Raw genomic sequence first — 17,623 nt, forward strand, 5'->3', positions numbered from 1 at the left:
AAATAGCAATAGCCTATAATAAAAAGATTATATAAACTTTATTATTATTTTTATTCTATTTTTATACTATAAGTTATTTCCCACTCTTCAGCTATGTTATCGTTATTGTTATGATATTTTATAATTATATCTTGTGATTGTCATTTTTCTATGCTAAATTCATTAGGTGCACATGAAATTACAGAGATTGTAGTTTCTGCTATCAGAGCATTGGCCGTTTTTGTTATTTTAGCATATGCAAATATAAACTTTGAATATGTATCTATTGCTATCAGATATTGATTTAAATCTATAATAGCTTTTTCTCTATTTTTATAAATAAGAACCTTTTCATTCTTTCTGATAAATTATATTGAGAATTAATATCTGCTAATGGGTTTTATAGCTGTATCTGAATATTTGTAAAGGACTTATAGATACTTTCATTGGAAAGGTAACTTAATTTCCGTCATTAGATGCATCAAAATATTTTTCATTTTTACTCTCATCTCCATTCAGCCATACTATGCTGTAATTGGCATAAAAAATTAAGTTCACTTTTAAAAACCAGTCTTTTATAATATTGATGTTATTAGGATTAAAAGGATCATTTTCAGGATTAACGTAATCTTCTTCTAAATCTGAACTTGTTACAGTTTCTGTTTTAATATTAGAAAGTTTTTTATTATAATAGAATCTTTGGTTAAATTGATTATTGCATGAAACAAAAAATAATAATGATAATAAAATGAGTGTTAATTCATATATTTTTTCATAATGTTTTCCATATCAATTATTTTCTTTATTACTATAATTTTATATTTTATAGTAAGCAAATAATATTGCGTTATGTAAAATATATTACTGGAACAATTTTATTTTGTCAACTGATAGACTTTATATAGAATTATAAACTTTTTAGCCAAAGCTGCTGCCTACACTTTTACAAATGTACGCAGATCAATATATATTGCAAAATGCGTTTTTTTATGTATGCTTTTTTTATACTACGCCATTCCTTTAGTCGAAGGAGAAACTGGGATGCGGAACTACTGTAAAGTCTGAAAATATTCAAAATTAAAAAAATTAATTTTTGATAAACTATATTTGTTTAGGTATATGCTGAAATAATGCCGCTATGTTAATAATAACTATAATTAATATAGCATCAAAAGTAAAATTTTTGTTTATATTTTATATAAATAATGTTTTAATATATTTTTATTAATGTCGAAAATTTTGACAAGAGGTATTTTATGATAAGGCTATATAGTGTATCAATTTTTTTATTTTTAGTAACTGCCTGTGCTTCTAATGTTAAAGTAGCAGACGAAAATTATAATAATGCTTGGATAAAAAAAGTCGGCGGTAAAAGTGTAATGGCACCAAACGGATATTTGTATACTTTTAAAGAAAATGGAAATGTTGAATACAAGATTAATGGAATGGTAAGAGGAAGAGGAATATTTTTATATGCTGAAACTGCTACTAATGCATATTATTATGAAAAAATGCCTTTGAGCTATGTAGCTTATAGTGTAAGAGATTCTATACCAAATACCAATGTAAATATGTTTGTAGGTTTTATAGTTGATAATGATGGAAAAATCAAAATGACTTCAGGATATACTAAAGAATATCAAAGCAGATTAGCTGATTGGAAAAAAAATAATTTAACTATATATAATACTTTACGCGAAGGCAGAGATATGTCGGGATATCCAATACCATATGTGGAAGAAGTTAATACTTTAAATTTAATAGAATTTGGTATATTAAGATAATATAATAATTAATATTTTATCAATTTCTATATTTTAATAAATGTACTATACAATTTTTTTGCTCTTATACTTAATAAAAGTGTTATCAATACTCTTTGAGAAAGTATAAATAAAAAATAAGCAGCTGTCCTAGATAAGCTAAAATTTAGGCTATCTAGTACATACCAAAATTAAAAAACTCACTTGCTGTATTTTTCAAATATGCTTTTTATTTCATCATCAAAGATTATTGACCACTTTATATATTCATTATTCATAGATAAATCTGCTCCATTTTTTAGTAAAAGCTCAAATATGTAAGCATTTTTCTTTTTGGCTGCTATAACTAATGCAGTATTTCCTTCAGGGTCTGTCATGTTAATATCAGCATTATTTTTTATAAAAAACTCTGCAAGTTTTACATGTTCTTTCTTAATAGCAGCCATTAGAGGAGTATATCCCTCTTTTCCTCTTTTATTAATATCTGCATTATTATCTAATAATATTTTTGCAATTTTTCTCTTTTCAACAAGAGTTAAAGGCGTATCTCCAAAATCATCTTGAAAGTTAACATCTATTCCTTTTGATATGTATTTTAATACTTTTTCAGTTTCTCCATATGAAACACTATTAAGAAATTTGGAGTTTCTCTTATATTCTTTATCATGATAACTTTTAAAAATGTTAAACATATCATAATTTTCATTTTTACTCGCATAATATAATGCTCTTCTTCCATAAACATCTCTTGCAAATACATCAGCTTTATTTTCTATTAAAATTTTTACTATATTAATATAATTATGCATAGCAGCAAGAATTAAAGCACTAGAACCTAATTTAGTTTGAATATTGATATCAGCATTATTTTCTATTAATAAGTTTAATATTTTTTCAGCATTATAAGAAGCAGCACACATTAAAGGAGTAATGCCGTCATTATCCATAGCATTTACAGAGGCTCCTCTTTTTATAAACTCTTCTGCTATATCAAAGTTATTGTCATTATTAGAAATATATTCTAAAGCTGTATTATTTAAATAATTTTTAAAATTAACATCAGCATTATGTTCTAATAATATTTTTATTATTTCTTTATAATGACTGCGTGAAGCTAAAAGCAATGCATTAAATCCGAATTTCCCGTATACAGCATTATTAATATCAACTCCTTCAGAAATATATTTCAAAACATCATCTATTTTATTTTCAATAACTGCATATAAAAATTTTATTTCCTTAGATGAAGCATCTAATATTAATTTTACCATTTTCTCTTGATAAAGATTTTGATTATGTGCTATATCTAATGCAGTTTCTCCATAGTTATTTTTTAATGTCAAATCAGGATTATATTTCAAAAGAAGCTCAGCAAGCTCTATATTATGTCCATTTACACTATACATCAGAGGGGTTTCTTTTCTATTATCTGATAAATTAATATCAGCATTATGCTCTAACAATATTTTTGCTATATCATAAGAACGATAATCACATGCAATTATCAAAGGAGTTCTGCCCCATTTATCTTGTACATTAGGACTTGCATTATATTCAAGTAAAGCTTTAACCATATCAATATTTCTACTTTCACATGCATATATTAAGGCGGTATTTTCTTCATCATTATTTTTTATTTCTGTATCAGCATTATTCTCTAATAAAGCTCTTACAAAATCAGTTTTTCCAACATAAGAAGCCCATATTAATGCTGTAAAGCCTCTATTGTCCTTTGCGTTTATATCTGCTCCATACTCTAATAATATTTTTATTATTTCTCTGCTAGGTTTATTATTTTTCATTAAGGCATAATATATTAATGCCGTTTCTCCTTTTTGATTTTTATAATTAGGATCATAGCCGTTTTCAAGTAATATTCTCACTATTTCAGCATGATTTCCGCTGCAGGCTATCATCAATGCAGTTAAATAATTATTTTCTAATGTAGTCTCTATATACATATCAGCTTTGTGTTCAAGAAGAATTTTAACTACATCGGCATTGCCATAAATACATGCATATATCAAAGCAGTATAATTATAATTGTTAGTTATATCTACAGAAGCATTATACTCTAATAAAAGTTTTACTATATCAGCATTTCCTTTGTAAGAGGCAATCATTAAAGGAGTATATCCGTCTTTATTCTTAAAATCAATTTCAACATCTTTTTCTGAAGCAACATTTTTATTATTTTTATTTTCAATTAATATTTTTGCTACTGAAAATATATTTATATTTATATAATCATTTTTATTTAATAAATATTTTATATGCTGAATATTGCCGTCTTCTACAGCATTGAAAAATTCAATTTTTTCTTTATTTGTAAACATCATAAACCTCTAATATTTTTTATTTTATAAAGTATATCAAAAACTGTATAATTAATCAATCGAAAATTAAGATATGTTATATTGTGTAAATGTTTTAAAATAAATATTATAAATATTTTTATCAATTTTTTTACTTAAATAAATATAGCCCCAAAATTTTTATTAACTATAAGTATTTATTAATACAATTAAAATATGATAAAAAATAAATTATAGGCTGATAATTAACATAATATTAGACTAATATTTTATATAAAGCTGAAGAAAAAAAATTTTATTTTTACAAAAAAAAATTAATAATTAATAAGCACTAACCGATAATAATTATGTGTTCAAGGAAGAATACATATAATTAATTCATGGAGGAACCATATGGTTATCAACAATAATATAAGTGCTATTAATGCACAACGCACTCTTAAATTTCGCCAAGTAGATTTAAGAAAAGACGCTGCTCAGATTTCTAGCGGTTTAAGAATCAACCAAGCAGGAGACGATGCTAGTGGATTAGCAGTATCTGAAAAAATGCGTACACAAATTCGTGGTTTACGCCAAGCTGAAAGAAATACTCAAGACGGTATATCTTTCATACAAACTACAGAAGGATACTTAGAAGAAACTACTAACATTCTTCAAAGAATCCGTGAATTAGCTATACAAGCTGCTAACGGTATCTATACTGATGAAGACAGACTTTATGTACAAATCGAAGTTTCTCAATTAGTAGATGAAATCGATAGAGTTGCTTCACAAGCTCAATTCAATAAGCTTAACATGTTAACTGGTAGATTCGCTAGATCTACAGGTGAAAACACTCCTACAGCTTCTATGTGGTTGCATATTGGTGCTAACATGGATGAAAGAAAACGTGTTTATATAGGTACTATGAACAGCCAAGCTCTTGGACTTAAAAACCCAGTAGGCCCAGCTACTAGTGCTACATTCATCAGTGTTTCTAGCCCTGCTAAAGCTAACTCTGTTATAGGTATGGTAGACGAAGCTCTTCTTAAAGTATTAAAACAAAGATCTGACTTAGGTGCTTATCAAAACAGATTAGAAATGACAGCTCAAGGCTTAATGGTTGGATATGAAAACATGCAGGCTTCTGAAAGCAGAATCCGTGATACAGATATGGCTGAAGCATCAGTTAAACTTGCTAAAGACCAAATTCTTAACCAAGCTAACTTGTCTATGCTTGCTCAAGCTAATCAGTTACCACAAGGTGCTCTTAGATTATTACAATAATTAATATTCAATTAGTTTTGTAATATTAACCATATAAAGGGGAGACGCTCTTTAATGAGTGCCTCCCTTTTAATTTTTACTCTTAATTATTTCTACGCATTAATAACCATATTAAACTGCTTTGATATCTCCTTTTTTATAACAGTTAAATACTGGGATACCGCAGACTGTGTTACATTGAGCATAACAGCTAATTCCTCCTGAGTTCTGCCTTCAGAAAAAAGCTTCATTATCTTTTTCTGCTTTGGGGTAAGTATTGCTATTATTAAATTTGATACCCTGCTGTACTCGCTTTCTGTGAGGGCATTTGAATAAAGGATATTATCCAAGTCATCATTTGTTAATACTGTTTCTCTGCTGTCTGTTCTATCAGAATTAACTTTTCTAGTACCCAAACTCTTATTAATCTCTTTCAAAACATCATTACAAAGTTTTTTGCAGGTGTCATATTTAGGACATAAATTACACATTATTATTAATACTCCTTTAATATATTTAATATGCTATCCAAAACCTCAGGTTTATAATTATAAATGTCAATATCATCTAATTTTTTTATAGCATTATTGATATCAACCCGCATTATAACCCACTCCTCCCAATTAGTTTTTTTATTGTAGAAATAATCATCCTCCCTTATATTATCTAATATGTTTTTTATTATTTTTTTGTAATAGATATTGCTTTGAAATTTTCTCATTATTCAGCTCCTTATACAGTATTTTTCTATACTGTATAAGAATACTATATACACTAAATTTGATTTAATTACAAGTATCTATAATGTACTTTTATACATTATTTTAAATTTATTATAATAAAATTTTAATGAATGATACATTTAATACAAAGCAATGTAATTGTAAATATATTTGTTTTAAAATCGCTAAATGATATAAAGTATAAAAATTATAAATACGATATTTCATATATTGCACAATTAATTATTTCAATATATAAATATATACTATTTTTATTATCTAAAATATAGAATAGCCAACTCAACTAATAAATAAAATTAGTTTTGAAACAAAGCTAATATGTACTTTACTTTATATAGGAACAAAATGCAAAGAATTGGTATAATAAAAAATCAACATAAACATTTTTCAAATTCGTCTAAAACAGTTTTAAAATCATTAATGCTGATATAAAAGTCAAAATCATTTACCTTATTATGGCTATTTTGATACACATAATTTTTTTCATTATTTTCAATATACTCACAATATTTTCCGCCTATAGAATTAGTTATATATTTATATGTATCTTCAGGTCTTATATTAGGAACAATACCAAGAATAGATATAGTTTCTTTTGAACAAACAAGATTTGTAAGCCCGCTTCCCAATATTGATATAATTTTATCAGCATTATAAAACATGCAAAACTGTTCTTGCAAAGAATATTCTTCAGGCGATATCATTTCATAACCTAATTTAGATAATACTTCCATAAGTTCATCTTCATTTAATATTCTTCTTGTTTTTACATTTTTTCTAGTTAGGTATATTTTTTTGGGGAATTTATTAATATCATAATTTTTTATTAATTCTTTGGATAATTCTCTATACTTATTCATAATCCATATGTCAGGATAATGCGTATCTTTACTGGGAAAAGATGATAAATATAAGTTCTCGCATAAAATTTCAGTTTGATCTGAAATATATATGATATTTTTTTTATCAATTCCAAATATCTCTAAAGTATCTTTATGGAATTTTGATTTACAACCATCACCCAATATAAATGCATCTATTTTATCAAAATAACCGCTGTCTTTCAATATAAAAAGTTTAGGCAAAGTTTCATGTATCCAATGTCCAAAACAAACATTCCATATAGACTGAAGACTAAATACATTTAAATTAGTTTTTTTCCTAAATCTTAATTTATAAAAAACAAATCTTCCTCCAAGTTCAGATTGTAAATTTAATATTCTATTAAAAGGCAATACTTCTTTTATTATCTTATTATCATTTGTAAAATAAAAACCCCAGCTAGAATACACTTTAGCATCTTTTAGTTTACAAAGAAAATTATTAACATTTGAATTAGTATATTTTATAGGAATATATAAATCTTTTTTAATATCATTGATAGAAACAGAACTATTCTCTAATTTTTTAACAACTTTCGCTCCTATCTTATTCCTTATTTTGCCATTTAATAGTTTATTTCCTAATCCCATAATAACCCTCTAATTTATAAATTAATTATACTACAATAAAATTTATAATCAAGAAAAAGGCTCACAAATTATTATAATCTGCAAGCCTTTCATTATTTCTTATTTTTTAAGCAACTATACTAATTATTTAGCATAAGCACCTATTTCATCTTTTATAGTATCTTCTACCATAACACTGTTCATGCTGTCTTTAGCAGAACGTACGAAGAACTCTAAACGGTTTATAGTATTAACTTCGCTAGCACCAGCATCCATATCCAAATAAAGAAGATTCAAATTAGGATATCTAGTTTTAAGTCTAGTTTCAATACCGCGTGCTATAATGTGATTAGCAATGCAGCCGAAAGGCTGTAAACAAAGTACATTATTAACACCCTCTTCAGCAAAAGTAGCTATTTCACCAGGTAAAAGCCAAGCCTCTCCGAATTGGTTAGTCATAGCAGTAACTTTAGCAGCATTTTCAGCTATTTGACGTATATGATGAGCAGGTCTGAAACCTTTGAACTTTGACATTATCTGATTAATAGAATATACCCTTACATCAATAACTTTTTCTGAAAGTTTAGAGCCGTAATAGCCTAAGAATGATACCTCTCTAGCATGAGTTTCTTTGTTTACCTGTTCACTTATAACTTTCTGTACAAAGAAGTCAAATACAGGAGGAACTATTACCTCAACTCCCTTAGACATTAACCAATCGCAAACGTCCCCATTAGCAAAGTTATTATATTTTACATAAATCTCACCTACCAAACCAGCTTTAGGCATATCCAAATCATTAGTTTCAATAGCATTAAACTCAGCAACAGCTTGTTTTAATAATTTATCAGTAGGTTTAAGAGCAAAATCTTTAGGGTGTAAAGCTATATATTTATTAGCAAGTGCCAAAGCCTCTCCCTTTTTAACCTCACGAGCAGCAGTGTAGTAGTACATTGTAGATATAGCATCAGCATAAGGCATAGCTACAACACCTTCTTTCATCAAATCCATCTTTGATATTTCAAAACCGGGCTGATCATTAGCTACAGTAAGACCAACAGTTACTACTGGAACATCTGGATAACCTGCATTAATTAAACCTCTTTTTATAAGAGAAGCATAGTTACTAGCACGGCATTGTCCTCCAGTTTGAGTAATACCAGCAGCTATTTCATTAGGATCATACTGTCCGCTTTGAACTGCTCTTATAATATCACCAACTACAATAGTAGCAGGATAACATATATCCTGATTGGCATATCTTAAACCTAATTCTACAGATTCTACATCAGGGTCTGGTAAGGCAATAGGTTCATATCCGCTTCTTTCCAAAAGAGTTTGTATCATGCCGTCATAGAATTGAGCAAATTTAGGAACAAGTATTTTTCTTTTATCATTTTTCTCATATCTTTTAATGATAGTTCTTTCAGGTTTTTCTTTAGGTATGAAATCGCCTTTCATTTTCATACTTTCTATCATAGAACGTATTCTTAATCTGATACTTCCAGGGCTTGAAATTTCATCAACTTTTACTAAAGTAGGACTCTTACCATAAGCATTAAGTATAGATTTTATTTCATCAGAAGTAGTAGCATCTGGACCGCATCCGAAACTATTAATCTGAACAACCTCAAGTTTCATATCATTTTGCTTAGCAGCCCATAAAGCAGCTTTAAACATTTTATTAGGATAAGACCATTGAGTTAAAACTTGTACATCAGCAAGAGATTCATCTATATCAAGACCATCTTCCGTAAGTACATTGATACCAAATGAAGCAATAGTTTCAGGTATTTTATGGTTGATTAATGGGTCAATATGATAAGGTCTGCTTACTATAAGTATAGTAGGTGTCTGAGTTTCTTTAGCATATTCTATTATTTTTTTGCCTTCAGCTTTTAATTCTTTTTTGATTCTCTCCTGCTCTTTTAAAGCCATTTTAAAAGCTCTGTCAAAATCTTTTTTATTTATTCCAAGCACTTTTACAAAATAAGCCTTACAGCCTTTATATAATAAATCTTCATTCAAGAAAGAAATTGTTGGAGCATCAAAAGGTATACCATATTTAGTTAATGGGCTAATAGAACTATCTATTACATCTGGATATCCTGTTACTACAGGACAGTTATAACTATTAAAACTTCCGTCATCTTCTGTTTTTTCAAGTACTACAGAAGGATAAAATATTCTGTCTACTTTAGATTCTATCAAATCATATATATGTCCATTAGCTATTTTAGCAGGGAAACATATATTATCACTCATAACAGTACCAGAACCTTTTTCAGCTATAGCCATACTAGAAGGTGAAGATAACTGTACTCTGTATCCGCATTCTACAAGTATAGTAGCCCAGAATGGGAAGTTTTGATACATATTAAGTACACGAGGTATACCAATAGTACCTTTTATTTCATCTGATGCTGGAGCTAAAGGTCTGTCAAAAAGAAGAGAAAGTTTTTTCTGAGTAATATCCATAGCATATTTCTTTTCGCCTGTACCCTTATTTGAGAATATTCTTTCACATTTATTTCCAGTATAGAATGATTTACTATCTTTAAATTTTAATCTTGTAACTGTACAAAGGTTTTCGCAGCCTTTACAAATAAGCTGTTTTCTTTCATAGTCATTAGCTTCCTGTAAATTATCCAAGCCTATAAATGTGGTATCTTCTTCTTTAGTATTATAAGTATCTAAAGCAAGCAATGCACAGCCATATGCTCCCATAAGCTCAGATATATCCGGACGAATAACTTTTTTATTTAAAAACTTTTCTACAGAACGAAGAACAGCAGAGTTTTTGAAAGTACCGCCCTGAACAACTATATGATCTCCCAAAATAGAAGTGTCAGTGATTTTTAATACTTTAGTAAAACAGTTTAATGTAACACTTTTAGCAAGTCCTGCAGAAATATCGGCAACAGAAGAGCCTTCTCTTAAAGACTGTTTTACTTTACTGTTCATAAATACTGTACAGCGGCTTCCTAAATCACAAGGGCTTGCAGATTCGCAGGCAATATTGGCAAAATCAGCAACTTTATATCCCATTCCTCGTGCAAATGTTTCTATAAATGAACCGCAGCCTGAAGAACAAGCCTCATTAATTTCAATATTTTCTATAATACCGTCTTTAATAAATATAGCCTTCATATCCTGTCCGCCTATATCAAGTATGAAGCTCACATCTTTATCAAAAGCCTTAGCACCTCTGTAATGAGCCATAGTCTCTACTATACCCTCATCCATATTGAATGCTGCTTTTATCAAGTCCTCACCGTATCCTGTAACGGCAGTTCTTGCTATATTTATCTTAATATTTTTTTCATCTAATTCTTTTTTTATCTCTGTAAGACCTTCAGTAACAGCTCCTACTGGGTTACCGTTATTGTTTCTATAATGTCTTAAAACTACCTGTCCGTCTTCATCTATGATAACGATTTTTGTAGTAGTAGAGCCTGAGTCTATACCTAAAAATGTATTTTTACCATTAACTGTAGAAACATCAGCAGATCTTACTTTATCTTTGCTATGCTCATCTTTCCAATCTTCATATTCTTCCTGACTTGTGAATAATGCTTCTCTTGTTTTAGAATTAGTTATTTTTACCTCTGCAGATATATTTTGAACTAATTTTGTAAAATCGGAAACTTTTATTATAGTTTGCTCTTCTATTTCTCCAAAAGCAGCACCTATTGCAGCAGTTAATTCTGGGTGTTCAACTGTGTACATATCCTCTTCAGTAGCATTTAAAAGTGATAAGAATGTTCTTCTTAATTCTGGGAGGAAAGTTAAAGGACCGCCTGTAAATAATATTTTTGGCTTTATTTCAAAACCTTTAGCCAAAGTATTAACTGTTTGAACCGCTACAGCTTGGAATATACTTTTAGCAATATCTTCTTTTGGAATATCACGGCTTATAAGAGTTTGTACATCTGTTTTAGCAAATACTCCGCATCTGCTTGCCATAGGGTAAATAGAAGTTGATTTCTCTGCCAATGTAGAAAGCTCAGAAGGCTGAACATTAAGAAGTGTAGCCATTTGGTCTATAAAAGCTCCAGTACCGCCTGCACAGTTGCCATTCATTCTTATATCAGCTTTGAAATTGTCATCAAATACTATGATTTTGGCATCTTCTCCGCCTATGTCAATCAATGTTCTTCCATAAGGATAAATCTTTCTAATAGCAGTTGAAGAAGCAATTACCTCCTGTACAAAACTAATGCCAGTCTTTTCACATACCCCCATACCTGCAGTACCTGTCATAGATAAAGCAAGAGTTAAATCTCCATGCATAGTTTGAAGATTTTCTAGTATGGATAATAATGTGTCTTTTATGTCGGCATTATGTCTTACATAAGTTTTGAATATCATATTATTTTTATCATCATATACAACCATTTTAGCAGTAGTTGACCCTATATCAATACCCGCTTTGAAAATTTTTTCCATAATATACTCTCCTAATATTAAGTTATTTTCAATCTATTATAAAATTTTTCATATTTACAAATATTACTTTAGTTTTAAAGTTATTTATACTGTCTTCGGCAATATGTCCGTAAGAAAGTATTATTATAGTATCATCTTTTTTGGCATAGTGAACATTATCTCCATTAATACCTATAACACCTGTACCGCGTATCCCTTTAATTGCAACTGTTTCAAATCTTTCATCGTTACTTAAATTAATAACAGATACCCTGTCCCCTTCCAGTATATCTGATTTATCCATCAGGGCTTCATCTATTGTTATTGAGTCTTTAAAATTTAAATCAGTTCTTGTTACTGTAAGTCTATGTATCTTAGACTTTATAACACTTCTCATCATAATGATACTAAATCCAAAAATCAATATTTTCTTATATATGTCTATTTTTACAAATATTTTACTTATATGACAAAAAAATGTCAATATAATAATTGGAGATATTTATTAATAATAGTTATTATATACTATAACTATTATTAAATATATTATACATTTTATACATTTTTCAGCTTAATTATCAAAATTGACTTATGAATGCATTTATGAAATTTCCTCTTAAATCACCTTCAACAATAACATCCAAAGGAAAAACCCTTTTATTACCCAATCTATAATTAACATAATCATATTTTTCATGTATTATTATTTCAATAAGATCTATTTTATTTGCAAACTCCTTGACAAATTCTCTTTCATCAACAGTATTCTCACCCCTTTTTGCTGCTGCCTTATTGCCTTGACTAATTATACTTCTTGCTGAATATTCTTTAATCTCATTATTCCAATATTCTATGTCAGAAAATATATTTCTAATAAAATTAACAGACTTTTCTTTATAGTATTCATCAGCATCGTCAAAAGCTATAAGCACTTTTATATTGTTAATCCAATCAAACTCTTTATCAAAAGAACCTACCATTCTGTTATACAAAAAATCACCCAAAACTTCATCTTTATAGTAAATAGGCTCTAAATATTCCTTAAGCATAGGAGTTAAATCTTCATCTTTATAATTACTATCTATAATATCAGCAAGTAAAAACTCTGCTAACTCCTCACCCTGCTCTTTTTCATATCTTACCTTTAATTTTACAACAGACTCCCTTTTAAGAATTGATTTATAATAATCCATTTCTTTTTCATCTATTTTCATTCTAACAACTATTTTTTTATTTTTTTCTATGTAATTAGTCTCTATATCTTTATATGCAATACAGATAATAAGAACATTTATTTTATTATCATCTTCAGTTTTTGCCCCTAAAAAGTCTGGAGAACCTATTATAAAAGCAGCATCTTTATATTCATCTCTAAATTCACTTTCTTTTTGTAAATAAAACATAACTTAATCCTAATACAATAATTATTTGTAAATATTCCATTATAATAATACAAATAATTATAATTGTCAAAATAAATATTTTATACAAAAATAAATATTCATACAGTATACAAATAACAGATATAAGTTTATAGATTTTTTATGATTTACTTATTAATAAAATATACTTATAAAAATTTAATATACCTAAAAATATATAATCTATCAAATTTTAATTATTTAGTAATATAATTAAAATTTATTCATACAATATGCCCGGTAACCAAAATGAAGAAAGATAGAGGCTTACAAACTTAAAAATTTTCAGTATAACAAAAAATAGATTAATATACTTAGCGATTTATTTGTAAGATATATAATTGGTACTGAAGATGACAAGGATAAAAATATTGTCAATGCTATATAACATTAGTTTTGAGGCTTTATGAAACCTTAAAATAATTAATTCTTTAATTTAATTTTAAATATCTTATAAATAATTAACCTTTTTTGTTATCATTTTTTGTAAATCATCTTATAAAGTGTTTATTTATTAAAATAACAATATATAATTAGCAATATATAAAAAATACAAGGATACATCTATGATATATAATATGTGGTATGCAGTATTAGATTCAAGAGAAGTAAAAAAAAATAAACCTCTTTTTGCTAAGAGATTAAATAAAAATCTAGTATTTTGGAGAGATAAAAATAATAATATATGCTGTATAGATGATAAATGCTGTCATAGAGGAGCTTCATTATCTCATGGCAAGGTATGCGTAGATAATATAGCCTGTCCTTTTCATGGATTTCAGTTTGATAAAAGCGGGAAAACAGTAATAATTCCAGCTAATGGAAAAAATACAGAAGTTAATAAAAATTTTTTCGTTTCGGGATATGAAGTAAGAGATTTGTATGGATTTATTTGGTTTTGGTATGGAGATAAAGATAAAATTAATGATAAAATAATGTTTCCAGATGATTTGAGAGACAATAAATTCTCATACTCTAGCATTAAAGATGAATGGAATAATCATTATACAAGATGCATAGAAAATCAGCTTGATGTAGTGCATGTAGCTTTTGTACATCATAACACTATAGGAAGAGGAAATAAAACTATTGTTAATGGGCCATTAGTAGAGTCAGATGAAGATAGTAATATATTAAAATTCTATGTAAATAATGTTACAGATAATGGACAAAAAGCCTTAAATGCCTCAGAAATGAAAAAAGAGGATTTTAAATATTTTTTATATTTTTATTTTCCAAATACTTGGCAGAATTACATATTTGAAAAGATGCGTATATTCGGAGTATTTGCCCCTGTTGACGATGAAAATACTGTGATATATATGAGGTTCTATCAAAAAATATTAAATATTCCTTTTATAAAGAATATAATAAACTTCATAGGCAAAAAATATTCAGATATTGTATTAAAACAAGATAAAAATGTAGTAAAAACTCAATCTAAAAAAGAATCTTATCTTGGTATGAAAGAAGAAAAATTAATACCGGGAGACAAACCTATAATAATGTATAGAAGCATAAGAGACAAGCTAAAAAATAAAAATAATCCTCTTATGTAAATTTATAAACTTTATATAGAAGAAATTAAAAAAATTCGTTGACTAAAAATGAAAAATTTGTTAAAGTATAGCAATGATGGGTATTTCATTAGAAACTAGCTATTATTTAAAAGATAATTCAGTTATTATTATTTCACTGTATAATAATATCTATGATGAGTTTTTGCCTCAATTAAAAGAGTTATTTTCTGAGTTTTTGATAAAAAATATTAACAATGTCATATTAGATCTGTCAAAATGTCTTTTTATGGAAAAAGATATATGGGAATATTTTATCAATTTAAAAAAAGATTTAATTCATAAAAAAGGGGATTTGGTCATATCAGGAATATGCGGAATGGTAAAAAATGATTATAATTTAATGGAATTATCCCATTGTATAGAATCTTTTAATAATATAAATGATGCTTTCTATAATTTTGGTATATTAACTGATATTAAATCAGCTTAATTTTATTTTTATACTTGAATTTTTCTTATTGTAGTATAATATATTAGACATGAAGATTATAAAAAATTTAATAACATTATCATTATTTTTCATAATATTTTTTATACTATATTTTGTTATATACTTTTTTAAAGTTTTAGATACAAACAATATATACCAAAATATAAATGCTGATTTAATAAAAAATTTGATGGAGCATTATTTCTTTGCCATTACAATAGTAGCAGCAACTTCTGCTATGATAGTAATAGGCTCATTAAATAAATTTGTAGGAAATGTTTCAGTAGTTATTACTATAATAGTGATAGCAGCTGTTGCTTCAATATACCCTGCCTATACAGTTATATTCAATAAAAATATAGACTATTTAAGAAATGAACTTAATGATAAAAGTTCTTTGTTTATAGATGAAAACGGGAAGTTTTTAACAAAGGTTGATAATTATTTAATAAGGGTAGGATATAAATTACTAGATAATACATATAAAAATGCTATATTTATAGATAATACATCGCAAGGCAAGCTATACTTCAGTGATTATATTTATTTTACAGAAAAAGAAATATCATTGCATGAGGTTACAGAAATATCCGGTACAACTAAAACCTCAAAAACTTCTGCAGTATTTCCTAGAAATTCTTTAGACAATTATATATCGAATTTTGCAGCTGATGTAATATTTGGTTTTGAAGTATTCCCTATTATAACGGCAATGCTCAAAATTGTAACTTTAAGCAATATACCGCCTTATGCCATTATTATTTTATTTATTAATTTTGCGGTTATGTTTTTTTCTTTTTATATGCTTGGATTATCATTAAATTCAAGACAATTTATATATCATAATATACTAAATGCCTTTGTAATATATGCTGTAATAAAAATAATATTTGCAATCTCTATAGAACATTATAATCTATTGGAATTTGTGGTACGCAATATGAATTACTGGAATATGAATATATATTTATTTTCAATATCATTGCTTATTATAGTAATATCATTAATCTTAAAAAGAATACTCAATAATGATAAAAAAACCGATACAAATTAAGGATAAAAAAAGAATACTAAAATGAATCACATTATCTATGATTTTTCTAAATTAGACTTAAAAAAAGACAGTATTGTAACAATAGGTAAATTCGACAGTGTACATAAAGGTCATCAGAAACTTATCAAATACACTGTAGAATACGCTAAAAAACATAACCTTGTGTCTATAGCAATAGTTATTAAAAAGAAAAATTTATCTATATATAATACAGAAGAAAATAATAGTTTTATAAAAGCTCTTGGTATTAATTATATAATTGTTATTGACTTTTTACCAGAATTTTATACAATGGAAGCTAAAGAGTTCTTTAACAAACTTATAGAATATTACCGCATGAAACATATTGCTGTAGGAGCAGATTTTGCATTCGGTAAAGACAGAATGGGAGATAGTGAATTTCTAAAAAAATATTCCAAGGAATGCAGTATAGGAGTAAGTTTTATAAAATTTCTCAATTATAAAGGTGATAAAATATCAAGCTCCAATATACGCGAAGCTCTTTCCAACGGAGACATGACAAGTGTTAATAGAATGCTTGGAAGAGAATATTCTATGAGCGGTTTAGTAGTTCATGGCAACGCTTTGGGCAGAAAAATAGGTTATCCTACTGCTAATTTGGAAATACCTAAAACTATATTTATACCTAAAATGGGTGTATATAGTTCTACTGTAAAAATAGGCAATGGCGATACAATATATCATGCCCTAACCTTTATAGGTGTCAGCAATATTAATAAAGAACTTAGAGTAGAAAGCCATTTATTAGATTTTTCTAAAATGATATATGGTAAAAAGATTACTGTTGTTCTGCTCAAATATATAAGAGATAACATAAAAGTTAATTCTATAGATGAAGTAAAAAAATTATTAGAAAATGATGAAAAAAAGATAAGAAAATATTTCAAAAGGAGAACAAAACAATGTCTATCACTGCAGACGAAAAAGCAAAAATAATCAAAGAGTTTGGTAAAAATGAACATGATACAGGTTCTACAGAAGTACAAGTAGCACTTTTAACTAATCGTATAACTTATTTAAAAGGTCATTTTCAGACTCATACAAAAGATAATCACTCAAGAATGGGGCTTTTGAAAATGGTTGCTAAAAGAAGAAAACTTCTTAACTATTTAAGAAAAACTGATATAGAAGCCTATAAAAGTCTTATACAAAGATTAAAATTAAGAAAATAATTTAAAGCTAAAAAATTAAAT

At 27.3% G+C, this 17,623-nt stretch carries 15 protein-coding genes; 8 read left to right on the forward strand and 7 right to left on the reverse strand.

Features of this window, described 5'->3' with window-relative positions; all coding sequences use genetic code 11:
* The first annotated feature begins 150 nt into the window (after positions 1 to 150).
* Positions 151 to 282 carry a hypothetical protein gene (locus tag BMUR_RS15135; RefSeq protein ID WP_258074925.1) on the forward strand — a complete coding sequence of 44 codons (132 nt, stop codon included), beginning with the start codon at positions 151 to 153 and terminating at the stop codon, positions 280 to 282.
* A gap of 953 nt (positions 283 to 1,235) precedes the next feature.
* Positions 1,236 to 1,763, forward strand: a complete 528-nt coding sequence (locus BMUR_RS03135; RefSeq protein ID WP_013113148.1) for a hypothetical protein — start codon at positions 1,236 to 1,238, stop codon at positions 1,761 to 1,763.
* Positions 1,764 to 1,942: 179 nt separating this feature from the next.
* Here the strand turns inward: BMUR_RS03135 and BMUR_RS03140 are convergent, their stop codons facing one another.
* Positions 1,943 to 4,078: an ankyrin repeat domain-containing protein gene (locus tag BMUR_RS03140; protein ID WP_013113149.1), complete on the reverse strand. Its 2,136-nt coding sequence runs from the start codon at positions 4,076 to 4,078 to the stop codon at positions 1,943 to 1,945.
* A 372-nt stretch (positions 4,079 to 4,450) separates the two neighbouring features.
* On the opposite strand from BMUR_RS03140, the gene BMUR_RS03145 reads away from it, so the two are divergent.
* Complete coding sequence (locus BMUR_RS03145; RefSeq protein WP_013113150.1) at positions 4,451 to 5,323, forward strand: flagellin N-terminal helical domain-containing protein; 873 nt, start codon at positions 4,451 to 4,453, stop codon at positions 5,321 to 5,323.
* A gap of 92 nt (positions 5,324 to 5,415) precedes the next feature.
* Here BMUR_RS03145 and BMUR_RS03150 read toward each other — a convergent pair whose 3' ends face one another.
* The 6 genes from BMUR_RS03150 to BMUR_RS03175 form a co-directional block, all read right to left on the reverse strand.
* A complete protein-coding gene (locus BMUR_RS03150) occupies positions 5,416 to 5,793 on the reverse strand; it encodes a sigma factor-like helix-turn-helix DNA-binding protein (protein WP_013113151.1) in 378 nt (125 codons plus the stop codon).
* A 5-nt stretch (positions 5,794 to 5,798) separates the two neighbouring features.
* On the reverse strand, positions 5,799 to 6,023 hold the full coding sequence (locus BMUR_RS03155; RefSeq protein WP_013113152.1) for a hypothetical protein: 225 nt from the start codon (positions 6,021 to 6,023) through the stop codon (positions 5,799 to 5,801).
* A 393-nt stretch (positions 6,024 to 6,416) separates the two neighbouring features.
* Positions 6,417 to 7,517: a glycosyltransferase family 61 protein gene (locus BMUR_RS03160; protein ID WP_013113153.1), complete on the reverse strand. Its 1,101-nt coding sequence runs from the start codon at positions 7,515 to 7,517 to the stop codon at positions 6,417 to 6,419.
* A 123-nt stretch (positions 7,518 to 7,640) separates the two neighbouring features.
* Positions 7,641 to 11,945 (reverse strand): acyl-CoA dehydratase activase, encoded by a 4,305-nt coding sequence (locus BMUR_RS03165; RefSeq protein WP_013113154.1) that lies wholly within the window; start codon positions 11,943 to 11,945, stop codon positions 7,641 to 7,643.
* 28 nt (positions 11,946 to 11,973) lie between these two features.
* Complete coding sequence (panD, locus tag BMUR_RS03170; protein WP_013113155.1) at positions 11,974 to 12,324, reverse strand: aspartate 1-decarboxylase; 351 nt, start codon at positions 12,322 to 12,324, stop codon at positions 11,974 to 11,976.
* Between the two features lie 178 nt (positions 12,325 to 12,502).
* Positions 12,503 to 13,327: a DUF2262 domain-containing protein gene (locus BMUR_RS03175; RefSeq protein ID WP_013113156.1), complete on the reverse strand. Its 825-nt coding sequence runs from the start codon at positions 13,325 to 13,327 to the stop codon at positions 12,503 to 12,505.
* Positions 13,328 to 13,911: 584 nt separating this feature from the next.
* Between BMUR_RS03175 and BMUR_RS03180 the strand changes: the two genes are divergently transcribed.
* The 5 genes from BMUR_RS03180 (at position 13,912) to rpsO (ending at position 17,602) form a co-directional block, all read left to right on the forward strand.
* Positions 13,912 to 14,904 (forward strand): aromatic ring-hydroxylating oxygenase subunit alpha, encoded by a 993-nt coding sequence (locus tag BMUR_RS03180; protein ID WP_013113157.1) that lies wholly within the window; start codon positions 13,912 to 13,914, stop codon positions 14,902 to 14,904.
* A 73-nt stretch (positions 14,905 to 14,977) separates the two neighbouring features.
* On the forward strand, positions 14,978 to 15,355 hold the full coding sequence (locus tag BMUR_RS03185) for an STAS domain-containing protein (RefSeq protein ID WP_013113158.1): 378 nt from the start codon (positions 14,978 to 14,980) through the stop codon (positions 15,353 to 15,355).
* Positions 15,356 to 15,404: 49 nt separating this feature from the next.
* Positions 15,405 to 16,409, forward strand: coding sequence for a hypothetical protein (locus BMUR_RS03190; RefSeq protein WP_013113159.1), 1,005 nt, complete (start codon positions 15,405 to 15,407; stop codon positions 16,407 to 16,409).
* A 21-nt stretch (positions 16,410 to 16,430) separates the two neighbouring features.
* On the forward strand, positions 16,431 to 17,366 hold the full coding sequence (locus BMUR_RS03195) for a bifunctional riboflavin kinase/FAD synthetase (protein ID WP_013113160.1): 936 nt from the start codon (positions 16,431 to 16,433) through the stop codon (positions 17,364 to 17,366).
* The gene (gene rpsO / locus BMUR_RS03200) at positions 17,333 to 17,602 is read left to right on the forward strand and encodes a 30S ribosomal protein S15 (RefSeq protein WP_013113161.1); all 270 of its coding nucleotides are present in this window, start codon (positions 17,333 to 17,335) and stop codon (positions 17,600 to 17,602) included. The genes BMUR_RS03195 and rpsO overlap by 34 nt, the downstream gene beginning before the upstream one ends.
* The last annotated feature ends 21 nt before the right edge of the window (positions 17,603 to 17,623 follow it).

Source organism: Brachyspira murdochii DSM 12563, from assembly GCF_000092845.1.
GTDB classification, from domain to species: Bacteria; Spirochaetota; Brachyspiria; order Brachyspirales; family Brachyspiraceae; genus Brachyspira; species Brachyspira murdochii.